Here is a 25,223-nt window from a genome sequence, read left to right as displayed (position 1 = left end):
GGGAAGAGGAAACCTACAGCCCGGAAACCCGCCGGGCAGCCGGATCTTCCCTCGGGTTGAACTTCAGCACGTCGTCCAGGGCCAGGGTTCCCGTGGGCTGGTCTTCTTCTTCCAGCAGGTACAGGCGCTGAATTCCGATCACGATGGAATCGGCAACCGTCTGGCGGAAGACCGGATCGGCGAGGCGCTCGGCGTCGTGCGCGTTGCTGAGATAACCCAGATCAAGCCCGACGGACGGCACACCCGGCACTTTCAAGGTGTCCCAGGTGCGGGCGTGGACACCCAGATTGTCCAGGTCGGTGCGGGCGCCCAGCTCCTTCATCAGGAGGATGGCTGCACGGTGGCCGATGGGGGAGCGCGCCTCTCCGGTGCCGGGAAGACCCCAGTAATAGGCGGCCATGCCGGAGGCTGCCTGCTGGTCCAGCCAGTCGCAGTGGATGTCCAGATTCAGGCTGGGCGGGTTCCGCCGCGACCCTGACTCCCGCATCGGCTCGCGCTGCTGCGGCACCAGCAGGGCACCGAATTCCCGCAGGATGCGTTCCACGCGCCCCGCGATGTCCGTGGTGACCAGCTGCTCGGTCAGCGGCTCCCCGCTGAGCCGCTCGGCGGCATGCGGGGACTCAAGCCGGGAACGGCCGATGTTCACCGAAATGACGCGCCCGCGCAGAGCGGCGGTGGAACGGTCCAGCCGTTCGTAGTCACGCAGTGCGAAGGCCTGGCTGGGCGTGATGGCACGGTTCACCCGGGACATGGAGCGCATGGTGTCGCCGTCGCATACCCCGCTGCCCGGCAGGCCGAGGTTCTGCTGCAGCTCGGCTACTGCATAGCGGGTACGCACGCCGAAACTGCCGTCGATATGGCCGTAGTAGAAACCCAGATGCGACAGATGACGCTGCAGTTCGGCGACGTCGTCGCCCCGCAGCTGCGCACCCTCGACATAGTTCAGGGTGCGGTCCCCGAACCGGAACTGTGCTTCGGAAAGCGCGCGCTGCGTATCCGGCCCGGCGACCCCGTCAACAATCAGGCCGCGGCTTTGCTGGAAAGCGCGGACCGCCGCGTCAACGTGGTCATCGAAAATTGTCGGATCGTTTACGGCGTCCGGTGCCAGGTAGGACAGGGTGACGCCGGCGCGCAGCAGCGCTTCACGAAGCGCCACTACGCGCCGGCTGGCATCCAGCCTCCGCAGGCTTTCAGCATGCACAGTCATTGATATTTACTTCAGGAAGGCCGCGAATTCCTGCTCCAGGACCTGCTTCGGCTTGGCGCCGATGGAAGTCGCCGCAACCTCACCGCCCTGGAACACATAAACCGCCGGGATGGACGTGATGCCGTACTGGGCGGCGATCGCGGGGTTTTCGTCCACGTTGACCTTCACCACGTCGACCTTGTCGCTGTACTGTGCGGCAATGTCGTCGAGGATGGGGGACAGCATGCGGCAGGGGCCGCACCATTCGGCCCAGAAGTCCACGATGACGGGCTTCTCGGCGGTAAGGACGTCGGTACCGAAGGAAGCATCGGTTACTGCTTTTGCACTGCTCATTTTTGCTCTCCTAACAAAGAACGGAAATTAAAGGGCGGCGTGTTCGGAAACAGATTCGGACGCCGGGGTGGGGACCTCCGCGGCCGTGGCTACGGAGTCGCCCAGATCGGCGAGGTAGTGCTCGACGTCGACGGCGGCCACGCAGCCGGAGCCGGAGGCGGTGATGGCCTGCCGGTAGGTCGGGTCGATGACGTCGCCTGCCGCGAAAACGCCCGGCAGCGAGGTTTTCGAGGTGCGGCCGAGGACGGCGATGGTGCCTTCCTCAGTGAGTTCCAGCTGGCCGCGTACGAGGTCCACCCGGGGGTCGTTGCCGATGGCCACGAACACGCCCGTGACGGGAAGCTCCGACTCGGAGCCGTCCTTGGTGTTGCGCAGCACGAGGCCGGTGACCTTGTCCTCGCCGCGGATGGCAGCTACTTCAGAATCCCAGGCGAAGCGGATCTTCTCGTGCGACAGGGCGCGCTCCTGCATGATCTTGGAGGCACGAAGGCTGTCCCGGCGGTGGACCACCGTCACCGAAGAGGCGAACTTGGTGAGGAACAAGGCCTCCTCCAGAGCGGAGTCGCCGCCGCCTACGACAGCAATGTCCTGGCCCTTGAAGAAGAAGCCGTCACACGTGGCGCACCAGCTCACGCCGCGGCCGGAGAGGCGCTTTTCGTCCGGCAGGCCGAGTTCCCGGTAAGCGGAACCGGTGGAAATGATGATGGCCCGGGCACGGAAGGTTTCACCGGTGCCGATGGTGACCGTCTTGATGTCGCCGTCGAGGCTGACCTCGGTGACATCCTCGAAAAGGATTTCCGTTCCGAAACGTGCTGCCTGCTTTTCGAAGTTCGCCATCAGGTCCGGACCCATGATTCCCTCGGGGAACCCGGGGAAGTTCTCGACGTCCGTGGTGTTCATCAGCTCGCCGCCGGCGGTGACGGAGCCGGCAATCAGGAGCGGCTTCAGGTTGGCACGCGCTGCGTAGACGGCGGCGGTGTATCCGGAGGGGCCGGAGCCGACGATGATGACCTCGCGGACGTCGCCGGCAGAGGCGACGGGGTTTGCGGTGCTCACGGGGCGGTGAACCTCTTCCTTGTTGAACTAAAAATGCGAACCGAATATTGCAGGGCCGATTCGGCGAGTGGATCACCCTGCACAACCACTATCGTCTCCAGCTTATTCCGGCGGCGGTGGTGCTTCGATCGCGGCCGGGCGGCTGCGATCGAAGCGCAGGAGTCAGGACACGCCGATTTCGGCGATCCTCAGGCCCCAGGGGTACGCGGCCTGTACGCCGCTGAGGCGGGGCAGCTGCGTGAAGTTGATAATGACGTACCGGGCAGAGGCAGCCTGACCATCCGTTTTGGGCACCGGAATGCTGGTGGTGGGGCCGGTGAAGCCGCTCTGGGCCACCGACGTCGCCCCCTCCAGATCCGGGGTGTCGTTGAGCATCACGGAGAAGCTGCCGCCCGTACCGTTCAGCTGGGTGATGTTCACCTCATTGACTGCCGATTCAGCGCCCAGGTCCACCACCAGGGCAAGGTTCGGTGCGAGTCCGCCGAAGGTGTCGCTGGCGTACACGTAGCTGGACCAGTAGGAGGACGGATTGCCGTCAATGATCTGCGGCAGGGCGCCGTCGCTGGCAGAATCGAGCTGCGGGTTGCCCGGAACCACGCGGGTGATGCCGGCAATTTCCGCCGCCGGCGCCGGCGCGGGTGCCGCTTCGCTCGCGTCGGGGGCTGCCGGCGCGGCTTCCTGCGTCGGAACGGTTGAAGCTTCCGCCTCCGGGTCGGACGCGAACATGTCCCCCATTTTGCCCAGCTGGGAGAGCGCGAGAACCACGGCCAGGACGAGCACGAGGCTCAGGACCGCACCAATGAGCACGCGGCCGGACTTGCGGTTCGGCCTGTCCGAGGCACTGTCGTCGTCGTCGTAGTCTTCGTCCGCATTGCCGTAGGCGTCGCTGTCGGAGGCGTAGCCGTCATCCTCATAGCTGCCTGCTGCCAGGGCGGACTTGGGGAAAGTCGACGCCGACCGCGCGCCGCGTTCCGGAACCGGCACCTCCCGGGGATCCTCGTCCTCTTCCCATTTGGTGACCTTGGACGTCGAGGGCTGCTTGGGCCGGGTGGCCGGTGCCGGGGGAACGTTGGCACCTCCGGTGGCTGCTTCCGCGGGTTCACCGGCGGCATCCCCGAACTCAAGATCGCGTTCCGCAGCGGCGGACCCGGCCCCGGCGACCGCGCCGGCCGCCGCGCCGTTCCGGCCGAACCGCGGCAACTTGGGCTTGTGGACGCCGGAGAGCAGCGGCTTGCGGGGCTCCCGCTCCTCATGCTCGGCGTAGTGGTCTTCATCATCGGTTTCAGGCTCACGGGAGCGGGGCATACCGAAGATTTCCGAGCCCAGGGTGTCGGTGAAGAACGGCTCTACATAGGGGGCGTCCCGCTCGATCACCAGATCCAGCAGATCCGCAGCATTGGCATTGTTCGTAACCAGATAGGTGCGGCCGTCACTGACCCCCAGATCGAGTACCTGAACGTTGCCATAGCGTTCACCGGTGGCGATCTCACGGGCGCTTGCCGAGACCTGGCTGGCGTTCACGGGGGCGGCTACGAGGATGCTCACGGAACGGTTGAGGACCTGGTCCACACCGTCGAGCACCAGATCCTGCTCCGCCGAGGCGAGTACCCGGGCTGTCACCTTGTAACGGCCGCCCAGTACTGAACCGACGTCTACCGACTGTGGCACGTGTTCCTCCCATGAAAACGGCAATAAGACTGCGTCAGGATTATCTGACTCTGCGTATCTGACCATGCATACTTGGATCTTTGTTCACGGACACGGAACACGGCCGGCTGCCGCAGCCCTGAACTGCCTGCTTTGCTCCCATGCTACCTGTGACTTCTCAGAATGCCGGAGCCGGCACTTTAGGGAGTTCGGCGAAGTTTGGCAAGGAGCGGCCGGAGGAACGCATCGAGCTCCTGCACCTTCAGCACACGAAGCATCAGGTAGTACACCACGGCCATAAGACCGCCGCAGACCACCATGGTGACGGTGGCTGACGGGATCGACTGCCAGGCAAAGCCTCCGGGCGAGTACCCGCCCAGCAGGGCAAGACCTGCGGAACCGACGGCCCCCGCAGCAAGGGCCGCAACCACCAGACGGACATGCACGTCAAAGACCCTGGCTCCGCCGTAGTCCCCGAGGCTGCGCTTCAGGAAGATATGGCTCACGATGACGGCGGCAATGTTGCCCACTGAATAGGCCCCGGCCAGGGCAAAGACGATCTTGTCAGCAGGCAGGGTTGCCGCGGCCAGGGCCAGGCCGATGCCGAGGGTCGAGAGGATGACCTGCATGATCAGCGGAGTCCTGCCGTCCTCGTTGGCGTAGAAGGCGCGGTTCATCAGGAAAGTGGCGCTGAGGAACGGGGCAGTAACAGCCAGCAGCACCAGCACCTGGGCCTGCAGGGCGGCCGAGACATTCGACCCGCCGCTGAACCAGATACTGATCGGTCCGGCCAGGACAATCAGCACGGCGGAACAAAAGACGGTGGCCACACCGATTGCCCGCAGCCCCTGCGAGAGGGTGGCCCGGACGCCGTCGTAGTTCTTTTCCGCGTAGGCGTGGGACATGTTGTTGAACAGCACGGTGGCGAGGGACAGCGTGATGACCGAGTGCGGAATGATGTACAGCATCGACGCCGTCTCGAGATTCAGGTGGCCGGCGATCTCCTGGCCCATGGCCTGGTATTCGGGCCGTGCCTTGGACGCGATCGTGGCCACATGCGTGTAGACCAGGTAGGCGCCGTTGCCGATCAGCATGGTGATGATGGTCCACTTGGCCACCTTGCCGGTCTGCCGCAGCCCCACGCCCCGCAGCCCGAAGGACGGCCGCAGCCCCAGTCCGAGCCGGCGCAGGGGAAACAGGAGTACGGCGGCCTGCAGCACGATGCCCAGGGTGGTGCTGCCGGCGAGGATCAGGGTGGCCTGACCGGTCCAGGTGTCCGGGGAGAACGACGATGTCTCCTCCCGGCCGATGAAGGTGATGAAGACGAGCAGGCCGGCGATTGCCACGATGTTGTTGACCACGGGCGCCCACATATAGGCACCGAACCTGCCGTTGGCGTTGAGGATCTGCCCGATCACTGCATAGGCGCCGTAGAAGAAAATCTGCGGGAACAGCCAGTACGCGAACGTGGTGGCCAGCGGCAGCTGTTCCGGGCTCAGTGACAGGACGAAGTCCAGGATCGGCCGCGCCAGGAGGGTGGCGGCAAGGGCGATGCCTGCCAGCAGCATGAGGCTCAGGGTCAGGATGCGGGAGACATACTCCGTCCCGCGGTCTTCCTGCTTGCTTGCCTTGATGATCTGCGGAACCAGCACCGCGTTGAAAACGCCGCCGGCCACCATCAGGTAGATGAAGTTGGGCAGCACGTTCGCGGAGCTGAAGATATCTGTGACGAGCCCGGTGTTCCCGATGGCAATTGCCAACAGTGCGGTGCGGACCAATCCTAGGACGCGGGAAACCAGTGTTCCGGCTGCCATCACGGCGCTCGAACGCGCGGTACTGGGGGCTATGTTCTTTTCGGCCATCGTGACCCTATGTTCTCACCTCCGGTCCGGATTGCCTCAACCGGCGCCGGGGTGTCCGGGCGGGTCAGAGGTAGCGGGGGAGGATCTCGCGGGCGAGGTCCGCGATGCGGCGCTCGTTGGGGAAGGAGAGCCTCCGGCCGAGTTCCGCCAGCGGAACCCAGGCAACGTCCACGGCCTCATGGTCCGGATCGTTTTCGATGGTCAGGTGGCCGCCGCAGGCCTCGAGGAGGAAGTGATGGACCGTCTTATGCACGCGGTGCCCGCTGACCGTGAACCAGTAGTCAATGCTGCCCAGCGCGGTGAGGATGCGGCCGTCAATGCCCGTTTCCTCAGCGATTTCCCGGATGGCAGCGGCCTGGTTGTCTTCGTCGTTTTCGGGATGGCCCTTCGGCAGGCACCATTCCAGCCGTCCGCCGCGGTTCAGGCGGGCGATGATGGCGACCTGCAGCTGCCCGGTGGAGGTGTCCACCACAATCCCGCCGGCGGACACTTCCTCGACCGTGGGGAGGGGCGCATGTACCGAATGCGCACCGGCGCCGCCCATTGACGCTGTCAACGGGGTCCGCTTGGGGGCGCTCGGTACGGGATGGGCCATACTCCCACTGTAACGATCTTTGCCCGGCGATGATGACTGTTATCCGGGTGGCCGGGGAGGAAGCGGGAACCCTCGGCGTGTCCGCCCGCCGGCGAAGCCCTGTTGTCGGTCTTCGCTGTTTTATCTGGCACGCTTAAAGCACTATGGTGCACCTTTTTGATAGTTCGGCCTTGAACTCCCCGTTACCCGACGTGATCCCGGACCTCGGTGCGCGTTTCGAGGATGCCGGGTACGAGCTTTCGCTCGTTGGCGGTCCCGTCCGCGACCTATTCCTGGGCAGGGTCTCCCCGGACCTGGATTTCACCACCAACGCGCGCCCGGATGACATCATCCGGATCATCAAGGGCTGGGCCGACACTTACTGGGAGATCGGCCGGGAGTTCGGCACCATCGGGATGCGCAAGGACGGCTTCCAGGTGGAGGTCACGACCTACCGTGCCGATGCCTATGATCCCGACTCCCGCAAGCCCGCCGTGGCTTTCGGCGACAAGCTTGAAGACGATCTGTTCCGCCGTGACTTCACCATGAACGCGATGGCGCTGCGGCTGCCGTCCATGGAACTGGTGGATCCCTTCGGCGGAGCCCGCGACCTGCACGCCGGCATGGTGCGCACCCCCGGTGCCCCGTCGACGTCGTTCTCCGACGATCCGCTGCGCATGATGCGGGCCGCCCGGTTCGCCTCCCAGCTGGGTGTGGAAGTGGCACCGGATGTCTTTGAAGCCATGCGGGAGATGGCCGGGCGGATCGGGATCATCTCCGCGGAACGGGTCCGGGATGAACTGACCAAGCTGATCTGCGGCAAGGCTCCGTGGACCGGCGTGGACCTGCTGGTGGAGAGCGGCCTGGCCGACCACGTGCTGCCCGAGGTCTCGGCCCTTCGGCTGGAGATCGACGAGCACCACCGGCACAAGGACGTGTACCAGCACTCGCTGACGGTGCTCCGCCAGGCCTGCGAGCTGGAAACCGGCAGCGAGGGCCCGGTGCCGGCGCCGGACTTCGTCCTGCGTTTCGCTGCCCTGATGCACGACGTCGGCAAGCCGGCCACGCGGCGTTTCGAGCCGAACGGATCCGTCAGCTTCCTCCACCACGACGGCGTGGGAGCCAAGCTCACAGCCAAGCGCATGAAGGCCCTGCGGTTCGACAATGACACCATCAAGGCCGTCGCCCGGCTGGTGGAACTGCACATGCGCTTCTACGGCTACGGCGACGCGGGCTGGACCGACTCGGCGGTGCGGCGGTACGTGAACGACGCCGGGCCGCTGCTGCAGCGCCTGCACCGCCTCACGCGCTCCGACGTAACCACCCGCAACCGGCGCAAGGCCGAGCGGCTGGCCTTCGCCTATGACGACCTGGAACAACGGATTGCCGCCCTGGCGGAGCAGGAGGAGCTGGCCGCCATCCGCCCGGACCTGGACGGCGAGCAGATCATGGCCCTGCTGCAGATCCGACCCGGGCCGGTGGTGGGACGCGCGTACCGGTTCCTGCTCGAGGAACGGATGGAGAACGGACCCCGCAGCGAGGAGGAAACAGCGCAGCTGCTCCGCGCCTGGTGGGCCGAGCAGCCCGAAAATCCGATTGCCGCCGTTGGCACAACACCTGATACAACGGAAAAGGAACCCTCCGGGGAACCGGAAACACCAGGGACGAACGAGAAGGACGGCAAATGAGCAACGGGGAAAACTTCGGACCGGCAGTTCCGGACCTGACTCCCTCCGGAACCCGGCTGCCCCGTCTCTGGCTGCTGCGCCACGGCGAGACTGAATGGTCCCGCGAAGGCAACTACACCGGCCTCACGGACATCCCCCTGACACCGGAGGGCGAGGCGCAGGCCGTAGCCGCCCGCGGGAAAATCGGACCGGTGGCGTTCGACAGGGTGCTCTCCTCCCCGCTGATCCGTGCCCGCCGCACCGCGGAACTGGTCGGCTACCCTGACCCCGAGGTGGTCCCGCATGCCCACGAATGGGACTACGGCGACAACGAGGGCCGCAACAGCCGCCAGGTCCGCGCCGAGAACCCGGGTTACCTGATCTGGAAGGACGGTGTGCCCAACGGGGAAACCCTGGCACAGGTGGCCGAACGCGCAGACCGCATCATCTCCTCCGTGCAGGCCGGCTCCGGCACTGAAATGGACCGCGATCCCGAGGCCGTGCCGGTGGAGAAAGTCCTCCTTGTGGCACACGGCCATTTCCTGCGCATCCTGGCGGCCCGCTGGCTGGGCCTTCCTCCCGAGATGGGCCGGCATTTCGCCTTGAGCACCGCGGCGGTCTGTACCCTCGGCTGGGATAAGCACACTCCTGCCGTTGTGGGTTGGAACCTCTAACACTGCGTCAAGGCACGTTGCGCCCCGCCCTGAAATAAAGTTTTTTCGGAATTTATCTAAAAGGGCTTGGCAGCGTCCGGGTGCTTGTTGTACCTTTCTTTTGCGGGCACTTTGAGGTCCGCTTTAGACCGAACTGGATTCCGTGTCCAGTACCCCGGGTACCGTAAACAGGAGGTGGAGATTGATGAACACTAATGGCATGCACATTGTTGGAACCGGTGGCAATGCCGGCGGCAATCTCCGGCCATCCTTCCCTCGGGTACCGTCTTCGGTCCTGCCGGGCTGGCTGTACGTTGAGTCGCGGTTTACCGCGGCTGCAGGCCGGCCAGGCGTTCCAGCGTAGACGCTGCCGCCCCCGGCAAAGCCGCCCAGCGCCCCCGGCGCAGGCATCAAGCGCAACTTCTCCGGCACTAAACCCTCGGCGCCGCTCCTTCCAGGGAGCCGCCCGGCGGCGTCGGGGTTTATGTGCTGGCCAGCAGCCGGTTTTCCCCTTTGAATCGCGCCGTACCGTCATGGTCGGGTATTTCCCGCAAATCGCCTTGACGTAATTACCGACGCCTTTCTGCAGGGATTTCCGCATCCTTTTTGATGCTTTGTTTCCTTCCTTATTCTTTTGTGCCCTTTTCCGGGCCATTCCTGTCGGAGATTCCAGTGCCTGAATACCCCCAGCCCAATACAACGCTGCCCAAAAAAACCCTTACCGATGCCGGATTCCGGACCGGACTGCCCAACGATGCCGCCGGCAACGATGTGCAGCTGCTGCCTCCGGCCCGGCCTCCGGAACAACCCGCTCCGGTCCTGCGACGAGCCGCCAAGGGGGTGTACTTCATGCTCAAGCGCCTGCGAAGCTCCTACCTCCGCTCCAGCGCCGTCCACGACGCCCGGTTGGATGCGGCCCTGAACGGTGAACAGGGCCATCTGCTCCTGCACTACTTCCATTCGGCTAAGTGATTCCGGGCCTGACCCGGAACGGTTCGACGGGCTCTGCCCGGCACCTCCGCGAGGTGCCGGGCAGAGTCGTGTCCGGGGCATGGGCCAGGGCTGATGCGGAAGTGTTCCAGCCGACAGGAAACAAAGCTCAGGCGCGCGGCGTTATAAAGTCGATAGAGAAGATTTCGGTAAGGAAGGGAGCAAGGTGCCCCAGGTCAAGCGTGTGGCCATGCTCTCGCTCCATACCTCCCCGCTTGAACAGCCAGGCTCCGGCGACGCCGGCGGAATGAATGTGTACGTCCGCTCGGTGGCCCTCGAACTGGCGCGCGGCGGCACCGAGGTCGAGATCTTCACCCGTGCCACCGACCCCCTGCAGACTGCCGACGTGGAGCTGGCGCCCGGAGTGACCGTCCGCCACGTCACCGCGGGTCCGGTCGGCAAGGTGCCCAAGGAACAGCTGCCCTATCTGGACATGGCCTCTGCAGTGGCCGAAGCGCAGCCGTTCTTGCTCGACGGCGGATTCGATGTTGTCCACTCGCACTACTGGGTATCCGGAACTGCAGGATTGTCCGTCGCGCAGCAGTGGGACCTCCCGCTGGTCCACACCATGCACACAATGGCCCGAGTCAAGAACCTCCAGGCCCAGCCGGGCGAGGCCGCCGAACCGCAGATCCGGATCGACGGCGAACAGCGCGTGGTGCGCGGGGCCACCCGCCTGATTGCCAACACCAGCACCGAGGCCACCGAACTGGAAACGCTCTACGGAGCCGATCCGGCCGCCGTGGATGTGGTGGCGCCCGGTGTGGACCTGAACGTGTTTTCTCCCCGGGGCAGGCCCGGGGTGCAGGCCGGTCTGGGTTTCCTGCCCGCCGTTTTCCACGTGGTCTTCGCCGGCCGGATCCAGCGCCTCAAAGGCCCCCAGGTGCTGGTCGAGGCGGCCGCCGAGCTGCGCCGCCGCCGTCCGGACATTCCCCTGCGCGTCAGCATCCTCGGCGCCGGCAGCGGTTCCTCCGTGCTGGACCTGGTACCGCTTGTGCGCCGGCTGGGCCTGCAGGACACGGTGTCCCTGCGGCCGCCGGTGGAACCGCACCAGCTCGCGGACTGGTTCCGTGCCGCCGACGTCGTAGCCGTTCCCTCCTTCAGCGAATCGTTTGGCCTGGTGGCCCTCGAAGCCCAGGCCTGCGGAACTCCCGTCCTGGCTGCGAACGTGGGCGGGCTGCCCAAGGCCGTGCGCAACGGTCGAAGCGGCGTCCTCGTTGACGGCCACGCCCCCGGCCGGTGGGCCGCTGAGATGGAGGCACTCTACGACGGCACCGACCGGCGTCGCGCGCTCGGAGAAGGCGCGGCTGCCCATGCCCAGGCGTTCGGCTGGCGCCGGACGGCCATGCTGACGGCGGAAAGCTACCGGGAGGCAGCGGACCAGTTCGCCAGCCGCTCCGTGCGCAAGTAGGCCGAAGCAGCCCCCGCGGACCGGGACTGCTGGTAGCTTGGCTTCCAACCAGCGACCAGCAGCCGTCCAGCGAATCCGTTGACGGCACAGCGGAAGGAACGCAGACCATGCGTATCAGTGCCGATATGCCCTCGGACCTCGAAATTTCCCGGGCGGCCCGCCTGCTGCCGATCACGGAGATTGCCCGCGCCGCGTCGATTCCCGACGCCGTCCTGGAATCCTACGGACGGTACAAGGCGAAAATCGATCCGGCGCTCCTGCGGGAGGATTCGGCCCGCGGCCGGGTGGTCCTGGTGACGGCCATGAGCCCTACGCCTGCCGGTGAAGGCAAATCAACTGTGACGGTGGGACTGGCGGACGCCCTGCACCGGGCCGGGAAAAACGTGATGATTGCCCTGCGTGAGCCGTCCATGGGTCCGGTTCTCGGTATGAAGGGAGGCGCCACCGGCGGCGGCTATTCGCAGGTGGTGCCCATGGAGGAGATCAACCTGCATTTCACCGGCGATTTCCACGCCATTACCTCGGCAAACAATGCACTGGCCGCACTGCTGGACAACCACATCTTCCAGGGCAACCAACTGGGACTGGATCCGCGCCGCATCACCATTAAACGCGTCCTGGACATGAATGACCGCGCCCTGCGCGAGGTCGTCATCGGCCTCGGCGGACCGGCCCAGGGCGTGCCGCGGCAGGACGGCTTCGACATCACCGTGGCCTCGGAGGTGATGGCTGTTTTCTGCCTCGCCCGGAACCTTGCGGACCTCACGGAACGCCTGTCCCGGATCACCGTCGGCTACACCTACGACCGGCGGCCCGTCACCGTTGCCGATCTCGGCGCGCAGGGCGCCATGACGCTGCTGCTGCGCGACGCACTGAAACCGAACCTGGTGCAGACCCTGGCCGGAACCCCGGCCCTCGTCCACGGCGGGCCGTTCGCCAACATCGCGCACGGCTGCAATTCCGTCATTGCCACGTCCGCGGCCCTCCGGCTGGCCGACCTGGTTGTGACGGAAGCCGGGTTCGGGGCGGACCTCGGGGCGGAAAAGTACCTGGACATCAAGTCCCGGGTGGCGGATGTCGCCCCGGACGCCATAGTGGTGGTGGCCACCGTCCGGGCCCTGAAGATGCACGGGGGTGTGCCCAAGACCGGCCTGGCGGCGGAGAACCTTCCGGCACTGCAGGCCGGCGTCGTCAACCTGCACCGGCACCTGGAGAACGTCCGCCGGTTCGGGATCAACCCCGTGGTGGCGGTCAACCGCTTCAGCACCGATACGGACGCCGAACTGCGCTGGCTGATGGACTGGTGCGCCGAGCAGGGCGTCAGCGCCGCGGTGGCCGAGGTGTGGGCGCACGGCGGCGGCGGACCGGGCGGCGATGACCTGGCGGCGGCGGTGCTCGGGGCCCTGGAACGGCCGGCGGACTTCCGGTTCCTCTATCCGGACGAGCTGCCGGTGGAGCAGAAGATCCGGGCCGTGGCCCGGGAGATCTACGGTGCCGCCGACGTCGAATTTGCTCCGGCCGCGCTGCGCCGGCTGGAGGAGATAGCGGCGCGGGGACTGGAGCACCTGCCGGTCTGCATGGCCAAAACGCCGTACTCCTTCTCCGACGACCCGGCGGCCCTGGGTGCGCCGTCGGGCTTCACCCTGCACGTGCGGGATCTGTCCATCAAGACCGGGGCCGGCTTCGTGGTGGCGCTGACCGGGGCGGTCATGACCATGCCGGGACTGCCTCGGGAGCCGGCGGCGCTGCGCATGGGCGTCGCCTCGGACGGGACGCCGAGCGGACTTATCTAGGATCCGCCCCGGGCCCGGAGCGGTCCGGACACGGCAAGGCCCCCGATCCCGGAGCATTCCGGGGACGGGGGCCTTGTGCTGCCGGGGTCTTAGCGCTCGACCTCGCCGCGGATGAACTGCTCCACCTTTTCCTTGGCAATGTCGTCGTTGTACTGCTCCGGCGGAGACTTCATGAAGTAGCTCGAGGCCGAGAGGATGGGTCCGCCGACGCCGCGGTCCATGGCGATCTTGGCGGCGCGCACGGCATCGATGATGACACCGGCGGAGTTGGGGGAATCCCAGACCTCCAGCTTGTATTCCAGGGACACCGGAGCGTCGCCGAAGTTGCGGCCTTCGAGCCGGACAAAGGCCCACTTGCGGTCATCAAGCCAGGCAACGTAGTCCGACGGGCCGATGTGGACGTCGTCGGCCTTCAGCTCGGCGGAGGTGTTGGAGGTGACGGCCTGCGTCTTGGAGATCTTCTTTGACTCCAGGCGCTCGCGCTCAAGCATGTTCTTGAAGTCCATGTTGCCGCCGACGTTCAGCTGGTACGTGCGGTCCAGGACGACGCCGCGGTCCTCGAACAGCTTGGCCATCACGCGGTGCGTGATGGTGGCGCCGATCTGGCTCTTGATGTCGTCGCCGACAATCGGCACGCCGGCCGCGGTGAACTTGTCCGCCCATTCCTTGGTGCCGGCAATGAAAACGGGCAGCGCATTAACGAAGCCGACGCCGGCATCGATGGCGCACTGGGCATAGAACTTTGCCGCCTGCTCGGAACCCACCGGCAGGTAGCAGACCATAACGTCCACGGCGTTGTCCCGCAGGGCAGCAACAATATCCACCGGCGAGGCATCGGATTCGGTGATGGTTTCCCGGTAGTACTTGCCCAGCCCGTCCAGGGTGTGCCCGCGCTGCACCGTGATGCCGGTCTGCGGAACATCGGCAATCTTGATGGTGTTGTTTTCGCTTGCACCGATTGCGTCAGCCAGATCGAGGCCGACCTTCTTGCTGTCCACGTCGAAAGCGGCAACGAACTGCACGTCATTGACGTGGTAATCGCCGAACTTGACGTGCATCAGGCCTGGAACGGTTTCGTTGGGGTCGGCGCTTCGGTAGTACTGGACACCCTGCACCAGCGAAGCTGCGCAGTTTCCAACACCGACAATTGCCACCCGAATGGGATTCTCGGACACGGTTCTCCTTTGAAGAAAATGTTGAACGCCCGCCGCGGGCGCAGACAACCCCCATAGTCTACGTGCTTGCCGTCACATCGGCGGTTTGGGTCCGGTGCACCATGTCCGGGAAGCCGCAGCTGCCGGCCTTGCGGCCGTGCCGGAAGCTGCAGCTCACTGATGGATACTGGACCCATGCAGCCCAACTCCCGGCGCGGCCCGCAGCGCATTGTGGTGCCGTCCCGCAACGATCCGTTCCTGCGGAGGTTCACGGAAGGCATCGGCGGCCCGATGGGCCGCCACGCCGCGCCGGGCATTGTTTCCCCTGGATTCTTCACCGTGGAACGGGTGCTGATCCTGTTCACCGTCGTCGCCGCACTGCTGGCGGTCCTGGTCAAGACTTCCTGCCGCGCGGGCGGCTGGAACACTCCGGACCATTTTTACGCCGCCTGCTATTCGGACTGGCCGGAGCTCTTCCGCACCCGGGGGCTGGGGGAGGGGGTCTTCCCGTTCCTCACGGAGGGCTCGTTCTTTGAGTATCCGGTCCTCCTGGGGCTCCTGGCCGGAGCCACCGCCCTGTTGGTGCCCGGTGAGGGCGGCACGGCACTGAGGTCCCTGCAGTATTTCGACGTCAACGCAGTGCTGGCCACGGCGGCGTGGATGGCCACGGTCATTGCCACCATGCGCCTGGCCGGCCGCCGGCCCTGGGATGCAGCCATGGTGGCTTTGGCCCCGGCGGCGATCCTGTCCGTGTTCATCAACTGGGACATTTTCGCCGTGATGCTTGCCACGCTGGGGATGCTGGCCTTTGCCCGGAACCGCCCGGTGGCGGCCGGGGTGCTGATTGGGCTGGGGACCGCGCTGAAGCTCTATCCGGTGCTGATCCTCGGTGCCGTGCTGGTGCTGGCACTGCGGACCCTGCGCCTGCGCCCGGCGGTGCTGGCCTTCGCGGCCGCGGCACTCACCTGGCTGGCGGTGAACCTCCCGTTTATGCTCCGGGACTACGAGTCCTGGCGTTTCTTCCTGACCTTCACGGGGGACCGCCCGGCCGGCTATTCCTCCGTCTGGTTCGCGTGGAACCTGACCGTGGAACGGGCCGGCGGAACCGGCGTCGGCGCGGAGTTCATCAACGTCTGGGCGTACCTGCTTTTCGCGCTCGCGTGCGGAGGAATCGCCGTGCTGGCGCTGCGGGCCGGGCGCCGGCCGCGCCTGGCGCAGCTGGCGTTCCTGATCGTGGCGGCATTCATCCTCACCAACAAGGTCTACTCGCCGCAGTTTGTCCTCTGGCTTATTCCGCTCGTCGCCCTGGCGCGGCCGAGGTGGCTCGACTTCCTGATCTGGCAGTTCTTCGAGGTGATGCACTGGTGGGCCATCTGGATGTACCTCGCGAAGGAGACCTCCGGCGGGGCGGCCGAGAACAACCTCGATTCGCCCTACTACGTGCTGGCTGTACTGGGCCACGTGCTGGCCACGGTCTATCTGATGTACCGGGTGGTGTCCGACATCCTGGAGCCCGACGGCGACCCGGTGCGCCGGGGCGGCGCGGATGATCCGCAGGGCGGGCCGTTCGACGGTGCCCCCGACCGCTGGGCCCTGCGGCGGCGAAGGCCGGTATCCTTGGAAACGCATGCGGCCCCGGCGAAAGAAGCACAGTGACCCCCGTTCCATACCGTTCCGAGCAGCTCAGCCACGAGGAGTTCGAGGCGCTCGCCGCCGCGCACCCCGATGTGGTGATCCCGCTGGAGCAAACCCCCTACTGGGCTGATTTTGAGCGGAAGCTTGGCCGCAGCCCGTACGGCATCTGGGCCTATTACGACGGCGGCACACTGGTTGCCACGGCCAGTTACCTTCGCTCCGAACGACGGCTGCGGCCGTCCCTGGTGGTCGTCAACGGCCCCACCTGGTTCACCACGCGCACGCACAACGCCGAAGCCCGGCTCGTGTCCACTGTGCAGGAACAGTTCCGGGCCGATCCCGCCGTCGACCCGCTGTACATCCGCATGCAGATCGCGCATCCGCAGCCGCCCGTCACCGGGCCGCTGGAACACGGCTGGTACGAACGCGAAATCGTCGTCGACCTGACCCCGGACACGGACGAGATATTCGCGTCTTTCCGGTCCAACGCACGGAACCTGATCCGCAAGGCGGAGAAGCTGGGCGTCAAGGTCCAGACCATCGAGCGTGACCGCTGGGCCGAGGTGTTCCGCACCGAACTCTTCCCGATCATGCAGGAAACCGCCTCGCGGGACGGCTTCTCGAGCTTCGAGTCCGGCTTCTACGAAACCCTGCTCACCGAACTCGGTGACCATCTGCGCCTCATGGTGGCCTACATGGACGGCCAGCCGGTGTCCTGGCTCATCACCACGGAGTACCGCGGCTACTCCGTCTACTACTTCGCGGCCAGTTCGCACAGCGCCCGCAAGACCAATGCCCCCTACCTGCTGCTCTGGGAGGCCTTCAAGGTCCTCAAGGAGGCCGGCAACACCGCGTGCGGCCTCACCGGCATCGTCAGCGACAACTATCCGGGCCTGATCAACGTCACCACGTTTAAGCGGAACTTCTCCAAGACCGTGGTCACCATTCCCACCACCTATGACATTCCCCTGCATCCGCTCCGGTACGCTCTGGTGGCAAACGCCCTGAAACTGCGGCGGGAGGCGCCCGGGAAACTCCGCAGCCTCCCGGACTCCGCCAAGGGACTGGCGGGCCGGATCACCGGCCGGAGGGGCAAAGAGGCGGCTTAGTGAGCGATGTCAGTGTAGTCGGGGCCGGCCCGAACGGGCTCGCGGCAGCGGTCATCATGGCCCGCGCCGGCCTCACGGTCCGCGTGTTCGAAACCCGGTCCACGGTAGGCGGCGGCAGCCGCACCAAGGAACTGATGGAACCCGGCCACCTGCACGACATCTGCTCCGCAGTGCACCCCATGGCCCTGGCCTCTCCGTTCTTCCGCAGCTTCGGGCTGGACCGGCGGATCGACCTGGTGGTGCCGGAGATTTCCTACGCCTCACCGCTCGACGGCGGACGTGCGGCACTGGCGTATAAGGACCTGGACCGGACCGTGGACGGGCTGGGACGCGACGGTGCCGCCTACCGCCGCCTGATGGAACCGCTGGTGAACCGCAGCGAGGCCGTCACCGACCTGCTGATGGGCTCCCTGCTGAGCATTCCCCGGGATCCGGTTGCGCTGGCCGCCTTCGGCCTGGCCGCCCTGGACCAGGGCACGCCGCTGTGGAACCGCCGGTTCGTGGAGGACGCCGCGCCGGCCCTGCTCTCCGGCGTCGCGGCGCACCCCGTCGGGAAAATGCCGTCGCTGCCTTCCGCAGGCGGCGGACTGATGCTGGGAACCCTGGCCCACTCCGTGGGCTGGCCAATCCCGGTAGGCGGTTCGCAGGCCATCGCCGACGCGATGGCCGATGACCTGCGGGCGCACGGCGGTGAGATCTCCACCGGGCACCGGATCACGTCCCTGGACGAGGTGGCCGATTCCCGGGCGGTCATTCTGGATGTGTCCCCTTCGGTACTGCTGGAGTTGGGCGGGGACCGGCTTCCGGCGCGCTATGCCAAGGCCCTGGAGCGGTTCCGCTACGGGAACGCTGCGTGCAAGGTGGACTTCATCCTCTCCGGCCCGGTGCCGTGGGCGAACCCGGAGATGGCACGCACGGGAACGGCCCATCTGGGCGGCACGCGCGCCGAACTGGCTGCTGCCGAGGACGACGTCGCGTCTGGGCGGCATCCGCGCCGACCCTACGTGCTGCTGTCCCAGCCCAGCAGCTTCGACCCCACCCGTGCCCCCGCGGGCCGGCACGTCCTGTGGTCCTACTGCCATGTGCCTGCAGGTTCCACGGTGGACATGACCGAAGCGGTCACGGCGCAGATTGAGCGGTTCGCCCCCGGATTCCGCGACGTCGTTGTCGACTCGCGGGTGACGACGGCGGCGGACCTGGAACAGTACAACGCCAACTATGTGGGCGGGGATTTCGGCGGCGGGGCCGTGACGCTGGCCCAGATGCTGATCCGTCCGGTCCTGTCGCCGAAACCGTGGCGCACTGCGGTTCCAGGTGTCTACCTCAGTTCCGCGTCCACCCCGCCGGGCCCCGGAGTACACGGCATGGGCGGCATGCACGCGGCAAGGCTCGCCCTGAAGGACGTGTTCGGGCTGCCCGTGCCCCCGCTGGCCCCGTAGGAGACGGGCAGGGGACACCGCCACGCCTGCCGTCTGCGACCCACCCGATATCCCCGGTCCGGGTGTCTTGCGAAGATTGTGACCCGCGCCGCAAAACCTTGTATGTTATCGGGTACCGGCACCGCCGCCGGTACTTGAACCGGGGAACAAGTCATGGGGGACAGACAAATGGATAGCCAAGGCCCGCGAGCTGACGCGCAGGGATACCAAGGGGCTCCGCCGCCGCCCGGCGCCGCTGCACAGGGACAGTCGCCCTATGCGGTGCCTCCCGGAGCCGGGTACCAGGGCGCACCCGTGCCCGCACCGAAGAAGTCGAACCCGAAGCTGCGTAAACGCCTGATTATTGCCGGCAGTGTTGTCGGCGGGCTGTTGGTACTCCTGGTGATCGGCGGGTTCTTTGGGTACAAGCACCTGAGCGAGAAGTACAACCCGAAGCTGCAGGTCGAGTCATACCTCCAGGCAGTAGTCGACGGGGACATTGAAGGGGCCATGGACATGGTCGCGGCCTATGACGAAGAGAACGGCTATTACGCGGCGCAGGACTTTTCCCTGATGACCAACGAGATCTATTCGAAGGCCGAAAACCGGATCAGCGGATTCGAAATAACCAATGTGGACGCCTCCGGCATCTTCGCCGAAGTGACAGCGGACGTAAAACAGGGTGACGAGACCACGTCCGTGACCTTTGACTTGACGTCCGCGGGAGATGCGGCAGTCTTTTTCGAAAAGTGGGAGCTGACCTCTCCGCTGCGGGAGTCCGAGATTGCGTACCGGGTGGACGGAGACAGCACGGAACTGGCCGTGAACGGCGTCGCTATTGAAGGATTCGACGATTCCAAGTACTTCTCGGTCTACCCGGGTGACTACACCTTCAACACCCCCAAGGGCACCGAGTACGTCGGTTACAGCGGTGAAGAGAAGGTGAGCGTGGGTGTGGGTGACCCGGAGGCGCCCGCGGAGGTGCTGGATGTCGTCTACCGGCCTGAACTCACGGATGCGGCCCGAGAGGAAATCAAGGCCCAGACCAAGGCACACCTGGCAAGCTGCATGAAGTCCACGGAACTGCAGCCTCAGGGGTGCCCCAACAAGGCGGACGGCGAGGACCCTAATAATTTCCGCAATATCAAGTGGAGCATGACCAAGGAACCCACTTACGAGTCCATTGAAGGCGACCCGTCCTATCCGTTCCCGCTCCAGGCGAAAGACGGACAGTTCACTCTGGAAGCCGAAATGAAGCGCGGCAACGAGTGGGGCACGCAGAAGGGCACGGTCGAGCTCTACTCGATGCCCGCCATGGTCGATATCCAGGGAGACAAGATCAACATCACGTTCGGGGACTAGCAGCAGGCAAACGCCGCGGGCCGGTGGGCGGGCGCCGGCCATGGGGAACTGAATGCAGAAGGTTCCCCATGGCCGGGCCGGCGCAGCCCTAGTCGACGGTCAGTTCACCCATCCGGGACCACTCTTCGCCGTCAATGACGGTGTTGATGATCTTCGGGGTCTCCACCAGCGCCGGGACCATATCCTTCATGGCCTGCTGGAAATGGTCGCTCTGGACGTGGGCGGCCGCGGCGTCGTCCTTGAAGGCCTCCACGAGGACAAACTCGTTCGGGTTCTCCAGGCTGCGGGACCAGTCAAACCAGAGGTTGCCGGGCTCGGCACGGGTGGCTTCGGTGAACCCGGCGGTCAGCTCCGGCCAGCGCTCGGTCCACTCGGGCTTGACGAGGAACTTGACGGTAATAAAGATCATTTCAGTCCTGCTTTCTTGAGATTTTCCTTGAAGTTCCAAGGTTTTCATCGTATGTCCGGACGGCGGCACCGGGCCACCGGCGGCGGCCCGGAAGGAATGGGAGGATGGGTACGTGGCACATCTCGACGTATCCAACATTGACTATTTCCTCTCCGACGGACGGCAGCTGCTCAACGGCGTCAGTTTCAAGGTCGGGGACGGGCACAAGACGGCCCTGATCGGGCCCAACGGCACCGGCAAGACCACCCTGCTGCGGATTATCGCCGGTGACCTGCGGCCGGACGAGGGCACGGTGGCACGGTCCGGGAACATGGGCATCATGCGCCAGTTCGTCGGGCAGGTCCGGGATGACAGCACGGTCCGCGACCTGCTCGTCTCGGCCGCACCGCCGGCGCTTGCTGCCGCCGCCCGCGAAGTGGATGCCGCCGAGCTGGCCATGATGGAGCACGACGACGAGCCCACCCAGATGCGCTACGCCACCGCCATCACCGAATGGGGCGACGTCGGCGGCTACGAGCAGGAAACCGTCTGGGACGAGGTGACCATGGCCGCGCTCGGCCTGCCCTTCGACCGGGCACAGTACCGCAAGGCAGCAACGCTGTCCGGCGGCGAGCAGAAGCGGCTGGTCCTGGAGGCGCTTTTCGCCGGCCCGGACGAGCTCCTGCTCCTGGACGAACCGGACAACTACCTGGACGTGCCGGGCAAACGCTGGCTCGAAGGAAAACTTGCCGCCTCCAAAAAGTCCGTGCTGTTCGTCAGCCACGACCGCGAGCTGCTGGACAACGCCGCCACCCGTATCGTGACCCTGGAGCCGGGCATCAACGGCGCCTCCGCCTGGATCCACGGCGGCGCCTTCAGCAGCTACGTCAAAGCCAGGGAAGACCGCAACGCCCGGTTCGAGGAACTGCGCCGGCGCTGGGACGAGGAGCATCTCAAGCTCAAGGAACTCGTCAACATGTACAAGAACAAAGCGGCGTTCCGCTCCGACATGGCCAACCGGTACCACGCGGCCCAGACCCGGCTCGCCAAATTCCTGGAAGCCGGCCCGCCGGAAGCCCTTCCCGTTGAACAGAACGTCAAGATGCGGCTGCGCGGCGGCCGCACGGCCAAGCGCGCCGTCGTCGCCGAGAAGCTGGAACTGACCGGACTGATGAAGCCGTTCAGCACCGAGATCTGGTTCGGGGACCGGGTGGGGGTGCTGGGCTCCAACGGCTCCGGCAAATCCCACTTCCTGCGCCTGCTGGCCCTGGGCGGCAGCGACCCGGATAAGGAACACGAGCCCGTGTCCGAGGTGGAGATTGCACCGGTTCCGCATAACGGCTCGGTGAAGCTGGGCGCACGGATCCGGCCGGGGTTCTTCGCGCAGACCATGATGCGCCCGGACCTGGCCGAGCGCACCCTGCTGGACATTCTGCACCGCGGCGACGAACACCGCTCGGGTCTGGGCCGTGAAGCCGCCGCCGGAGCCCTGGACCGCTACGGACTTGCCTCGTCCTCCGAGCAGAAGTTCGAGTCCCTGTCCGGCGGCCAGCAGGCACGCATGCAGATCCTGCTCCTGGAGCTGTCCGGCGCCACCCTGCTGCTGCTGGACGAACCCACCGACAACCTGGACCTGCACTCCGCCGAGGCGCTGGAAAAGGCCATTGACGCCTTCGAAGGAACGGTCCTGGCGGTCACCCACGACCGCTGGTTTGCCCGCAGCTTCGACCGCTTCCTGGTCTTCGGCTCCGACGGCAGGGTCTACGAATCCGAGACGCCCGTCTGGGACGAAAAACGGGTGGAACGGGTCCGGTAGGGGACAATACAGGCGTGAACGAAACAGCCCTGAACAAAGCCCTCATCGCCGTCTTCGTGATTTTCGGCCTCAACGGCCTGGTCTTCGCCAGCTGGGCGGCCCGTATCCCGGCTGCCGCGGAGGACCTGGGGATCGGCGCCGCCGGCGTCGGCCTGCTCCTGCTGTTTTCCGCCATCGGTTCCGTCGCGGCGCTGCCGCTGGCAGGTTCGGTGGCGCAGCGGATCGGCACCGCGGGAACAGTGCGGGCCGGCGGCATTACGACGTCGGCCGCCTCGCTGGCCATTGCCGCCGGGCTGAACCTGGGGTCGATCCCGATAACCGCTGCCGGGCTGCTGGTGTTCGGTGTGGGTATTGCCGGCTGGGATGTCGCCATGAACCTGGAGGGCGCCGACGTCGAACGCCGGGTGGGGCGAACAGTCATGCCGAAATTCCACGGCGCCTTCAGCGCGGGGGCGTTCGTGGGTGCCATGATCGGCGCCGTGCTCTCCGCCCTGGGCGTCTCGCTGTCCCTGCACCTGCTGGGCATCCTGACCGTTGTCTGCATTGCGGTCCTGATTGTGCCGCGGAACTTCCTCCAGCTGCCGCACCATGCTGCCGCCGGCGGAGCCGATGCGACGGCTAAACCATCCCGGTTCGGCGCCTGGCGGGAGGGGCGGACGCTGCTGATCGGCGTCGTCGTTATGGGCGCAGCGCTCACCGAGGGTGCGGCAAATGACTGGGTGGCGAAGGCGACCGTGGACGGACTGGGCACCAGCGAGTCCGCCGGCGCCGTGATGTTCGGTATTTTCGTGGCCGCCATGACCCTCACCCGCTGGTTCGGCGCACGGCTGATCGACCGGCTGGGACGTGTGCCGGCGCTGCGGATATGCATGAGCGCCTCCCTCGCCGGACTGCTGCTCTTCGTTTTCGCCCCGAATCTGGTGCTGGCCGGCGTCGGTGCCGTGCTGTGGGGCATCGGGGCGGCCCTGGGCTTCCCGATGGGGATGTCCGCCGCGGGGGAGGACCCCGTACATGCCGCCGGCCGGGTATCCGTGGTGTCCACCATCGGCTATATGGCCTTCTTTGTGGGTCCGCCGGTGCTGGGCTTCCTCGGGGAACACTGGGGCGTGCGCAATGCGCTGCTGGTGGTGGGCGCGGCCATGCTGGTTTCCATTGCCTTCGCTCCGGCTGCCGCAGAGCGGAAGGCCGCCCCCGAACCGGCCTAATGCTGCGGACCGATCCTGTCCGCATTAGGCAGGCGCGGGAACCCTGCCGGGTCCTACCCTCAACGCATGTCCTTTTCCCCAGACTCCGCGCCGTTGATTTCCGCCGAGGGACTGACCAAGGTCTACTCCTCAAAATCCGGTCCCGTGCATGCCCTGGACGGCCTGGATATCGCTGTTCCCGAAGGAACCGTCACCGCCCTGCTGGGCCCCAACGGAGCCGGCAAAACCACGGCCGTCAAAGTTCTCACCACCCTCATCCGGCCAGACGCCGGCACCGCCTTCATCGACGGCATTGACGTTGCCGCCGATCCCAAGGCCGTGCGCCGCGTCATTGGCGTGTCCGGACAGTACTCCGCCGTGGATGAGAACCTTACCGGGCTGGAAAACCTGGACATGGTGGGGCACCTGTACCACCTGCCCGCCCGGCGCGCGAAGGAACGGGCGGCCGAACTGATCGACATGTTCGAGCTCACCGACGCCGGGAACCGGCCGGTCAAGGGCTACTCCGGCGGCATGCGCCGGCGGCTGGACCTCGCCGGGGCCCTGGTCAACCAGCCCCGGGTCCTCTTCCTGGACGAACCCACGACCGGCCTGGATCCGCGGTCCCGGATTGCGCTCTGGGGCGTCATCACCGATCTGGTGGCCCGGGGCACCACCCTGCTGCTGACCACCCAGTACCTGGAGGAAGCAGACCAGCTGGCTGACAAGGTGGCCGTGATCGACGAGGGGAAGGTCATTGCCGAGGGCACCTCCGATGACCTCAAGGCCCAGATCGGCGGGCACCGCGTGGCTGTTGCACTCGTGCACCAGAGCGACGCCGACGGGGCCATGTCCATCCTGGGCCGGCACGGATCCGGCGAACCGCACGTTTCCGGGGACGGCCGCACCCTGGAGGTCGCCGTCGTCGACGGCCCCGCCGCGCTGCAGCGCGTCCTGTCCGAGCTGGACGCGACCGGCGTCGAACTCCACGACGCCGGCATCCGCCGCCCCACCCTGGACGACGTCTTCCTGCAGCTCACCGGCAGGCCGGCCGAAGAGGACAGCGAAACGGAAAAGAAAGAGGAGGCGAACCGATGAGCGCCGCAGTGTCAGCAACCGGGATCCGGGCCGGCACCCCCAGCCTTCCCGCCCGCTGGGCCGGAGACGGCTGGACGGTCACCAAGCGGAACCTGATCAAAATCAAACGCTCGCCGGACATGATCATTTTTGCCGTGCTGCAGCCGATCATGTTCGTCCTGCTGTTCAGCCAGGTCTACGGGGGGTCCATCGCCGTGGCGGGGACGGACTACACCCAGTTCCTGATGGCAGGAATCTTCGCCCAGACCGTGGTCTTCGGATCCACGTTCTCCGGCTCCGCCATGGCACAGGACCTGAAAGAGGGGATCATTGACCGGTTCCGGACCCTGCCGATGAGCCCGTCCGCGGTGCTGATCGGCAGGACCAACGCCGACCTGGCGCTCAACGGGATCTCCATGCTCATCATGATGGGGACCGGCCTGCTGGTGGGCTGGCGGGTGAACTCCACGCCGGGCCGTTTCCTGGCCGCCATCGGGCTGCTTTTGCTGTTCTCCTACGCGTTCAGCTGGGTGATGGCCCTGCTCGGGATGACGGTGCGTTCACCGGAGACAATCAATAACGCGTCCTTTATCATCCTGTTCCCCATCACCTTTATTTCCAATGCGTTTGTGCAGAGCTCCAACCTCCCCGGACCGCTGCAGACCTTTGCGGACTGGAACCCGGTTTCGGCGCTGGTGCAGGCCGTGCGCGAGCTGTTCGGCAATCTCGGCAGCGCTCCCGTGCCGGACACCTGGCCGATGCAGAACGCCGTTGCCACGGTGCTGATCGGCTCGGCCGTGATGCTCGTGGTCTTCGTTCCGCTGGCGGTACGCAAATTCGAGTCGATCAGCTCCCGGTAGCGGGGGAGCCTTCGGAAACGAGGATCA

General features: G+C 66.0%; 21 protein-coding genes. 13 read left to right on the top strand and 8 right to left on the bottom strand.

The genetic code is table 11. The annotated features are described in order from the left end of the window. Positions 1–13 precede the first annotated feature (13 nt). The 6 genes from N2K95_RS16180 to N2K95_RS16155 form a co-directional block, all read right to left on the bottom strand. Positions 14–1,207, bottom strand: coding sequence for a peptidoglycan-binding protein (locus tag N2K95_RS16180; RefSeq protein ID WP_260652387.1), 1,194 nt, complete (start codon positions 1,205–1,207; stop codon positions 14–16). Positions 1,208–1,213: 6 nt separating this feature from the next. Then, positions 1,214–1,540, bottom strand: a complete 327-nt coding sequence (trxA, locus tag N2K95_RS16175; protein WP_255791302.1) for a thioredoxin — start codon at positions 1,538–1,540, stop codon at positions 1,214–1,216. A gap of 27 nt (positions 1,541–1,567) precedes the next feature. After that, positions 1,568–2,596 carry a thioredoxin-disulfide reductase gene (trxB, locus tag N2K95_RS16170; protein ID WP_260652386.1) on the bottom strand — a complete coding sequence of 343 codons (1,029 nt, stop codon included), beginning with the start codon at positions 2,594–2,596 and terminating at the stop codon, positions 1,568–1,570. Positions 2,597–2,758: 162 nt separating this feature from the next. Then, entirely contained in the window at positions 2,759–4,264 is a 1,506-nt protein-coding gene (locus N2K95_RS16165; RefSeq protein WP_260652385.1) for a discoidin domain-containing protein, read from the bottom strand. 179 nt (positions 4,265–4,443) lie between these two features. Then, on the bottom strand, positions 4,444–6,105 hold the full coding sequence (gene murJ / locus N2K95_RS16160) for a murein biosynthesis integral membrane protein MurJ (RefSeq protein ID WP_260652384.1): 1,662 nt from the start codon (positions 6,103–6,105) through the stop codon (positions 4,444–4,446). A gap of 64 nt (positions 6,106–6,169) precedes the next feature. Further along, positions 6,170–6,700 (bottom strand): NUDIX hydrolase, encoded by a 531-nt coding sequence (locus N2K95_RS16155; protein ID WP_255791298.1) that lies wholly within the window; start codon positions 6,698–6,700, stop codon positions 6,170–6,172. Positions 6,701–6,843: 143 nt separating this feature from the next. Here N2K95_RS16155 and N2K95_RS16150 point away from each other — a divergent pair, with 143 nt between their 5' ends. From N2K95_RS16150 to N2K95_RS16130, 5 genes are all read left to right on the top strand, one after another. Continuing rightward, positions 6,844–8,367, top strand: a complete 1,524-nt coding sequence (locus N2K95_RS16150) for a CCA tRNA nucleotidyltransferase (RefSeq protein WP_260652383.1) — start codon at positions 6,844–6,846, stop codon at positions 8,365–8,367. Then, on the top strand, positions 8,364–9,020 hold the full coding sequence (locus tag N2K95_RS16145; RefSeq protein WP_260652382.1) for a histidine phosphatase family protein: 657 nt from the start codon (positions 8,364–8,366) through the stop codon (positions 9,018–9,020). Before N2K95_RS16150 ends, N2K95_RS16145 begins: the two co-directional genes overlap by 4 nt. Before the next feature lie 651 nt (positions 9,021–9,671). After that, complete coding sequence (locus N2K95_RS16140) at positions 9,672–9,971, top strand: hypothetical protein (RefSeq protein ID WP_260652381.1); 300 nt, start codon at positions 9,672–9,674, stop codon at positions 9,969–9,971. Between the two features lie 184 nt (positions 9,972–10,155). After that, positions 10,156–11,400 (top strand): D-inositol-3-phosphate glycosyltransferase, encoded by a 1,245-nt coding sequence (mshA, locus tag N2K95_RS16135; protein ID WP_260652380.1) that lies wholly within the window; start codon positions 10,156–10,158, stop codon positions 11,398–11,400. Between the two features lie 107 nt (positions 11,401–11,507). After that, entirely contained in the window at positions 11,508–13,193 is a 1,686-nt protein-coding gene (locus tag N2K95_RS16130) for a formate--tetrahydrofolate ligase (RefSeq protein WP_260652379.1), read from the top strand. Positions 13,194–13,282: 89 nt separating this feature from the next. Here N2K95_RS16130 and N2K95_RS16125 read toward each other — a convergent pair whose 3' ends face one another. Then, complete coding sequence (locus N2K95_RS16125) at positions 13,283–14,368, bottom strand: inositol-3-phosphate synthase (RefSeq protein WP_260652378.1); 1,086 nt, start codon at positions 14,366–14,368, stop codon at positions 13,283–13,285. Between the two features lie 174 nt (positions 14,369–14,542). Between N2K95_RS16125 and N2K95_RS16120 the strand changes: the two genes are divergently transcribed. From N2K95_RS16120 to N2K95_RS16105, 4 genes are all read left to right on the top strand, one after another. Continuing rightward, entirely contained in the window at positions 14,543–16,003 is a 1,461-nt protein-coding gene (locus N2K95_RS16120; protein ID WP_260652377.1) for a glycosyltransferase family 87 protein, read from the top strand. Beyond that, positions 16,000–17,091 carry a lipid II:glycine glycyltransferase FemX gene (locus N2K95_RS16115; protein ID WP_260652376.1) on the top strand — a complete coding sequence of 364 codons (1,092 nt, stop codon included), beginning with the start codon at positions 16,000–16,002 and terminating at the stop codon, positions 17,089–17,091. The genes N2K95_RS16120 and N2K95_RS16115 overlap by 4 nt, the downstream gene beginning before the upstream one ends. Beyond that, the gene (locus tag N2K95_RS16110; protein WP_260652375.1) at positions 17,091–18,530 is read left to right on the top strand and encodes a phytoene desaturase family protein; all 1,440 of its coding nucleotides are present in this window, start codon (positions 17,091–17,093) and stop codon (positions 18,528–18,530) included. The genes N2K95_RS16115 and N2K95_RS16110 overlap by 1 nt, the downstream gene beginning before the upstream one ends. Positions 18,531–18,698: 168 nt before the next feature. Then, entirely contained in the window at positions 18,699–19,871 is a 1,173-nt protein-coding gene (locus N2K95_RS16105) for a zinc ribbon domain-containing protein (protein ID WP_260652374.1), read from the top strand. Between the two features lie 88 nt (positions 19,872–19,959). On the opposite strand, the gene N2K95_RS16100 is transcribed toward N2K95_RS16105, so the two are convergent. Beyond that, complete coding sequence (locus N2K95_RS16100) at positions 19,960–20,280, bottom strand: putative quinol monooxygenase (RefSeq protein ID WP_255791286.1); 321 nt, start codon at positions 20,278–20,280, stop codon at positions 19,960–19,962. Between the two features lie 112 nt (positions 20,281–20,392). On the opposite strand from N2K95_RS16100, the gene N2K95_RS16095 reads away from it, so the two are divergent. The 4 genes from N2K95_RS16095 to N2K95_RS16080 all read left to right on the top strand — a co-directional run bounded on the left by N2K95_RS16095 (position 20,393) and on the right by N2K95_RS16080 (position 25,196). Then, positions 20,393–22,075 carry an ABC-F family ATP-binding cassette domain-containing protein gene (locus tag N2K95_RS16095; protein WP_255791285.1) on the top strand — a complete coding sequence of 561 codons (1,683 nt, stop codon included), beginning with the start codon at positions 20,393–20,395 and terminating at the stop codon, positions 22,073–22,075. Between the two features lie 14 nt (positions 22,076–22,089). Beyond that, a complete protein-coding gene (locus N2K95_RS16090) occupies positions 22,090–23,280 on the top strand; it encodes an MFS transporter (protein ID WP_260652373.1) in 1,191 nt (396 codons plus the stop codon). Positions 23,281–23,346: 66 nt separating this feature from the next. Beyond that, positions 23,347–24,357 carry an ATP-binding cassette domain-containing protein gene (locus N2K95_RS16085; RefSeq protein ID WP_260652372.1) on the top strand — a complete coding sequence of 337 codons (1,011 nt, stop codon included), beginning with the start codon at positions 23,347–23,349 and terminating at the stop codon, positions 24,355–24,357. Next, positions 24,354–25,196: an ABC transporter permease gene (locus N2K95_RS16080; RefSeq protein ID WP_260652371.1), complete on the top strand. Its 843-nt coding sequence runs from the start codon at positions 24,354–24,356 to the stop codon at positions 25,194–25,196. The genes N2K95_RS16085 and N2K95_RS16080 overlap by 4 nt, the downstream gene beginning before the upstream one ends. The last annotated feature ends 27 nt before the right edge of the window (positions 25,197–25,223 follow it).

It is taken from the genome of Arthrobacter zhaoxinii (assembly GCF_025244925.1).
In the GTDB taxonomy this organism is placed as follows: Bacteria; Actinomycetota; Actinomycetes; order Actinomycetales; family Micrococcaceae; genus Arthrobacter_B; species Arthrobacter_B zhaoxinii.
The sequence above is the reverse complement of the archived record's forward strand: the minus strand, read 5'-3'. Positions and strand labels throughout refer to the sequence as shown.

What these genes read in the sequence shown, in the direction of transcription:
- N2K95_RS16130 (WP_260652379.1), top strand. Translation starts at nt 11,508, where the DNA reads ATGCGTATCAGTGCCGATATGCCCTCGGACCTCGAAATTTCCCGGGCG.
- N2K95_RS16080 (WP_260652371.1), top strand. Translation starts at nt 24,354, where the DNA reads ATGAGCGCCGCAGTGTCAGCAACCGGGATCCGGGCCGGCACCCCCAGC.
- N2K95_RS16085 (WP_260652372.1), top strand. Translation starts at nt 23,347, where the DNA reads ATGTCCTTTTCCCCAGACTCCGCGCCGTTGATTTCCGCCGAGGGACTG.
- murJ (WP_260652384.1), bottom strand. Translation starts at nt 6,105, where the DNA reads ATGGCCGAAAAGAACATAGCCCCCAGTACCGCGCGTTCGAGCGCCGTG.
- N2K95_RS16155 (WP_255791298.1), bottom strand. Translation starts at nt 6,700, where the DNA reads ATGGCCCATCCCGTACCGAGCGCCCCCAAGCGGACCCCGTTGACAGCG.
- N2K95_RS16180 (WP_260652387.1), bottom strand. Translation starts at nt 1,207, where the DNA reads ATGACTGTGCATGCTGAAAGCCTGCGGAGGCTGGATGCCAGCCGGCGC.
- N2K95_RS16145 (WP_260652382.1), top strand. Translation starts at nt 8,364, where the DNA reads ATGAGCAACGGGGAAAACTTCGGACCGGCAGTTCCGGACCTGACTCCC.
- N2K95_RS16120 (WP_260652377.1), top strand. Translation starts at nt 14,543, where the DNA reads ATGCAGCCCAACTCCCGGCGCGGCCCGCAGCGCATTGTGGTGCCGTCC.
- trxA (WP_255791302.1), bottom strand. Translation starts at nt 1,540, where the DNA reads ATGAGCAGTGCAAAAGCAGTAACCGATGCTTCCTTCGGTACCGACGTC.
- N2K95_RS16100 (WP_255791286.1), bottom strand. Translation starts at nt 20,280, where the DNA reads ATGATCTTTATTACCGTCAAGTTCCTCGTCAAGCCCGAGTGGACCGAG.
- N2K95_RS16105 (WP_260652374.1), top strand. Translation starts at nt 18,699, where the DNA reads ATGGATAGCCAAGGCCCGCGAGCTGACGCGCAGGGATACCAAGGGGCT.
- N2K95_RS16150 (WP_260652383.1), top strand. Translation starts at nt 6,844, where the DNA reads ATGGTGCACCTTTTTGATAGTTCGGCCTTGAACTCCCCGTTACCCGAC.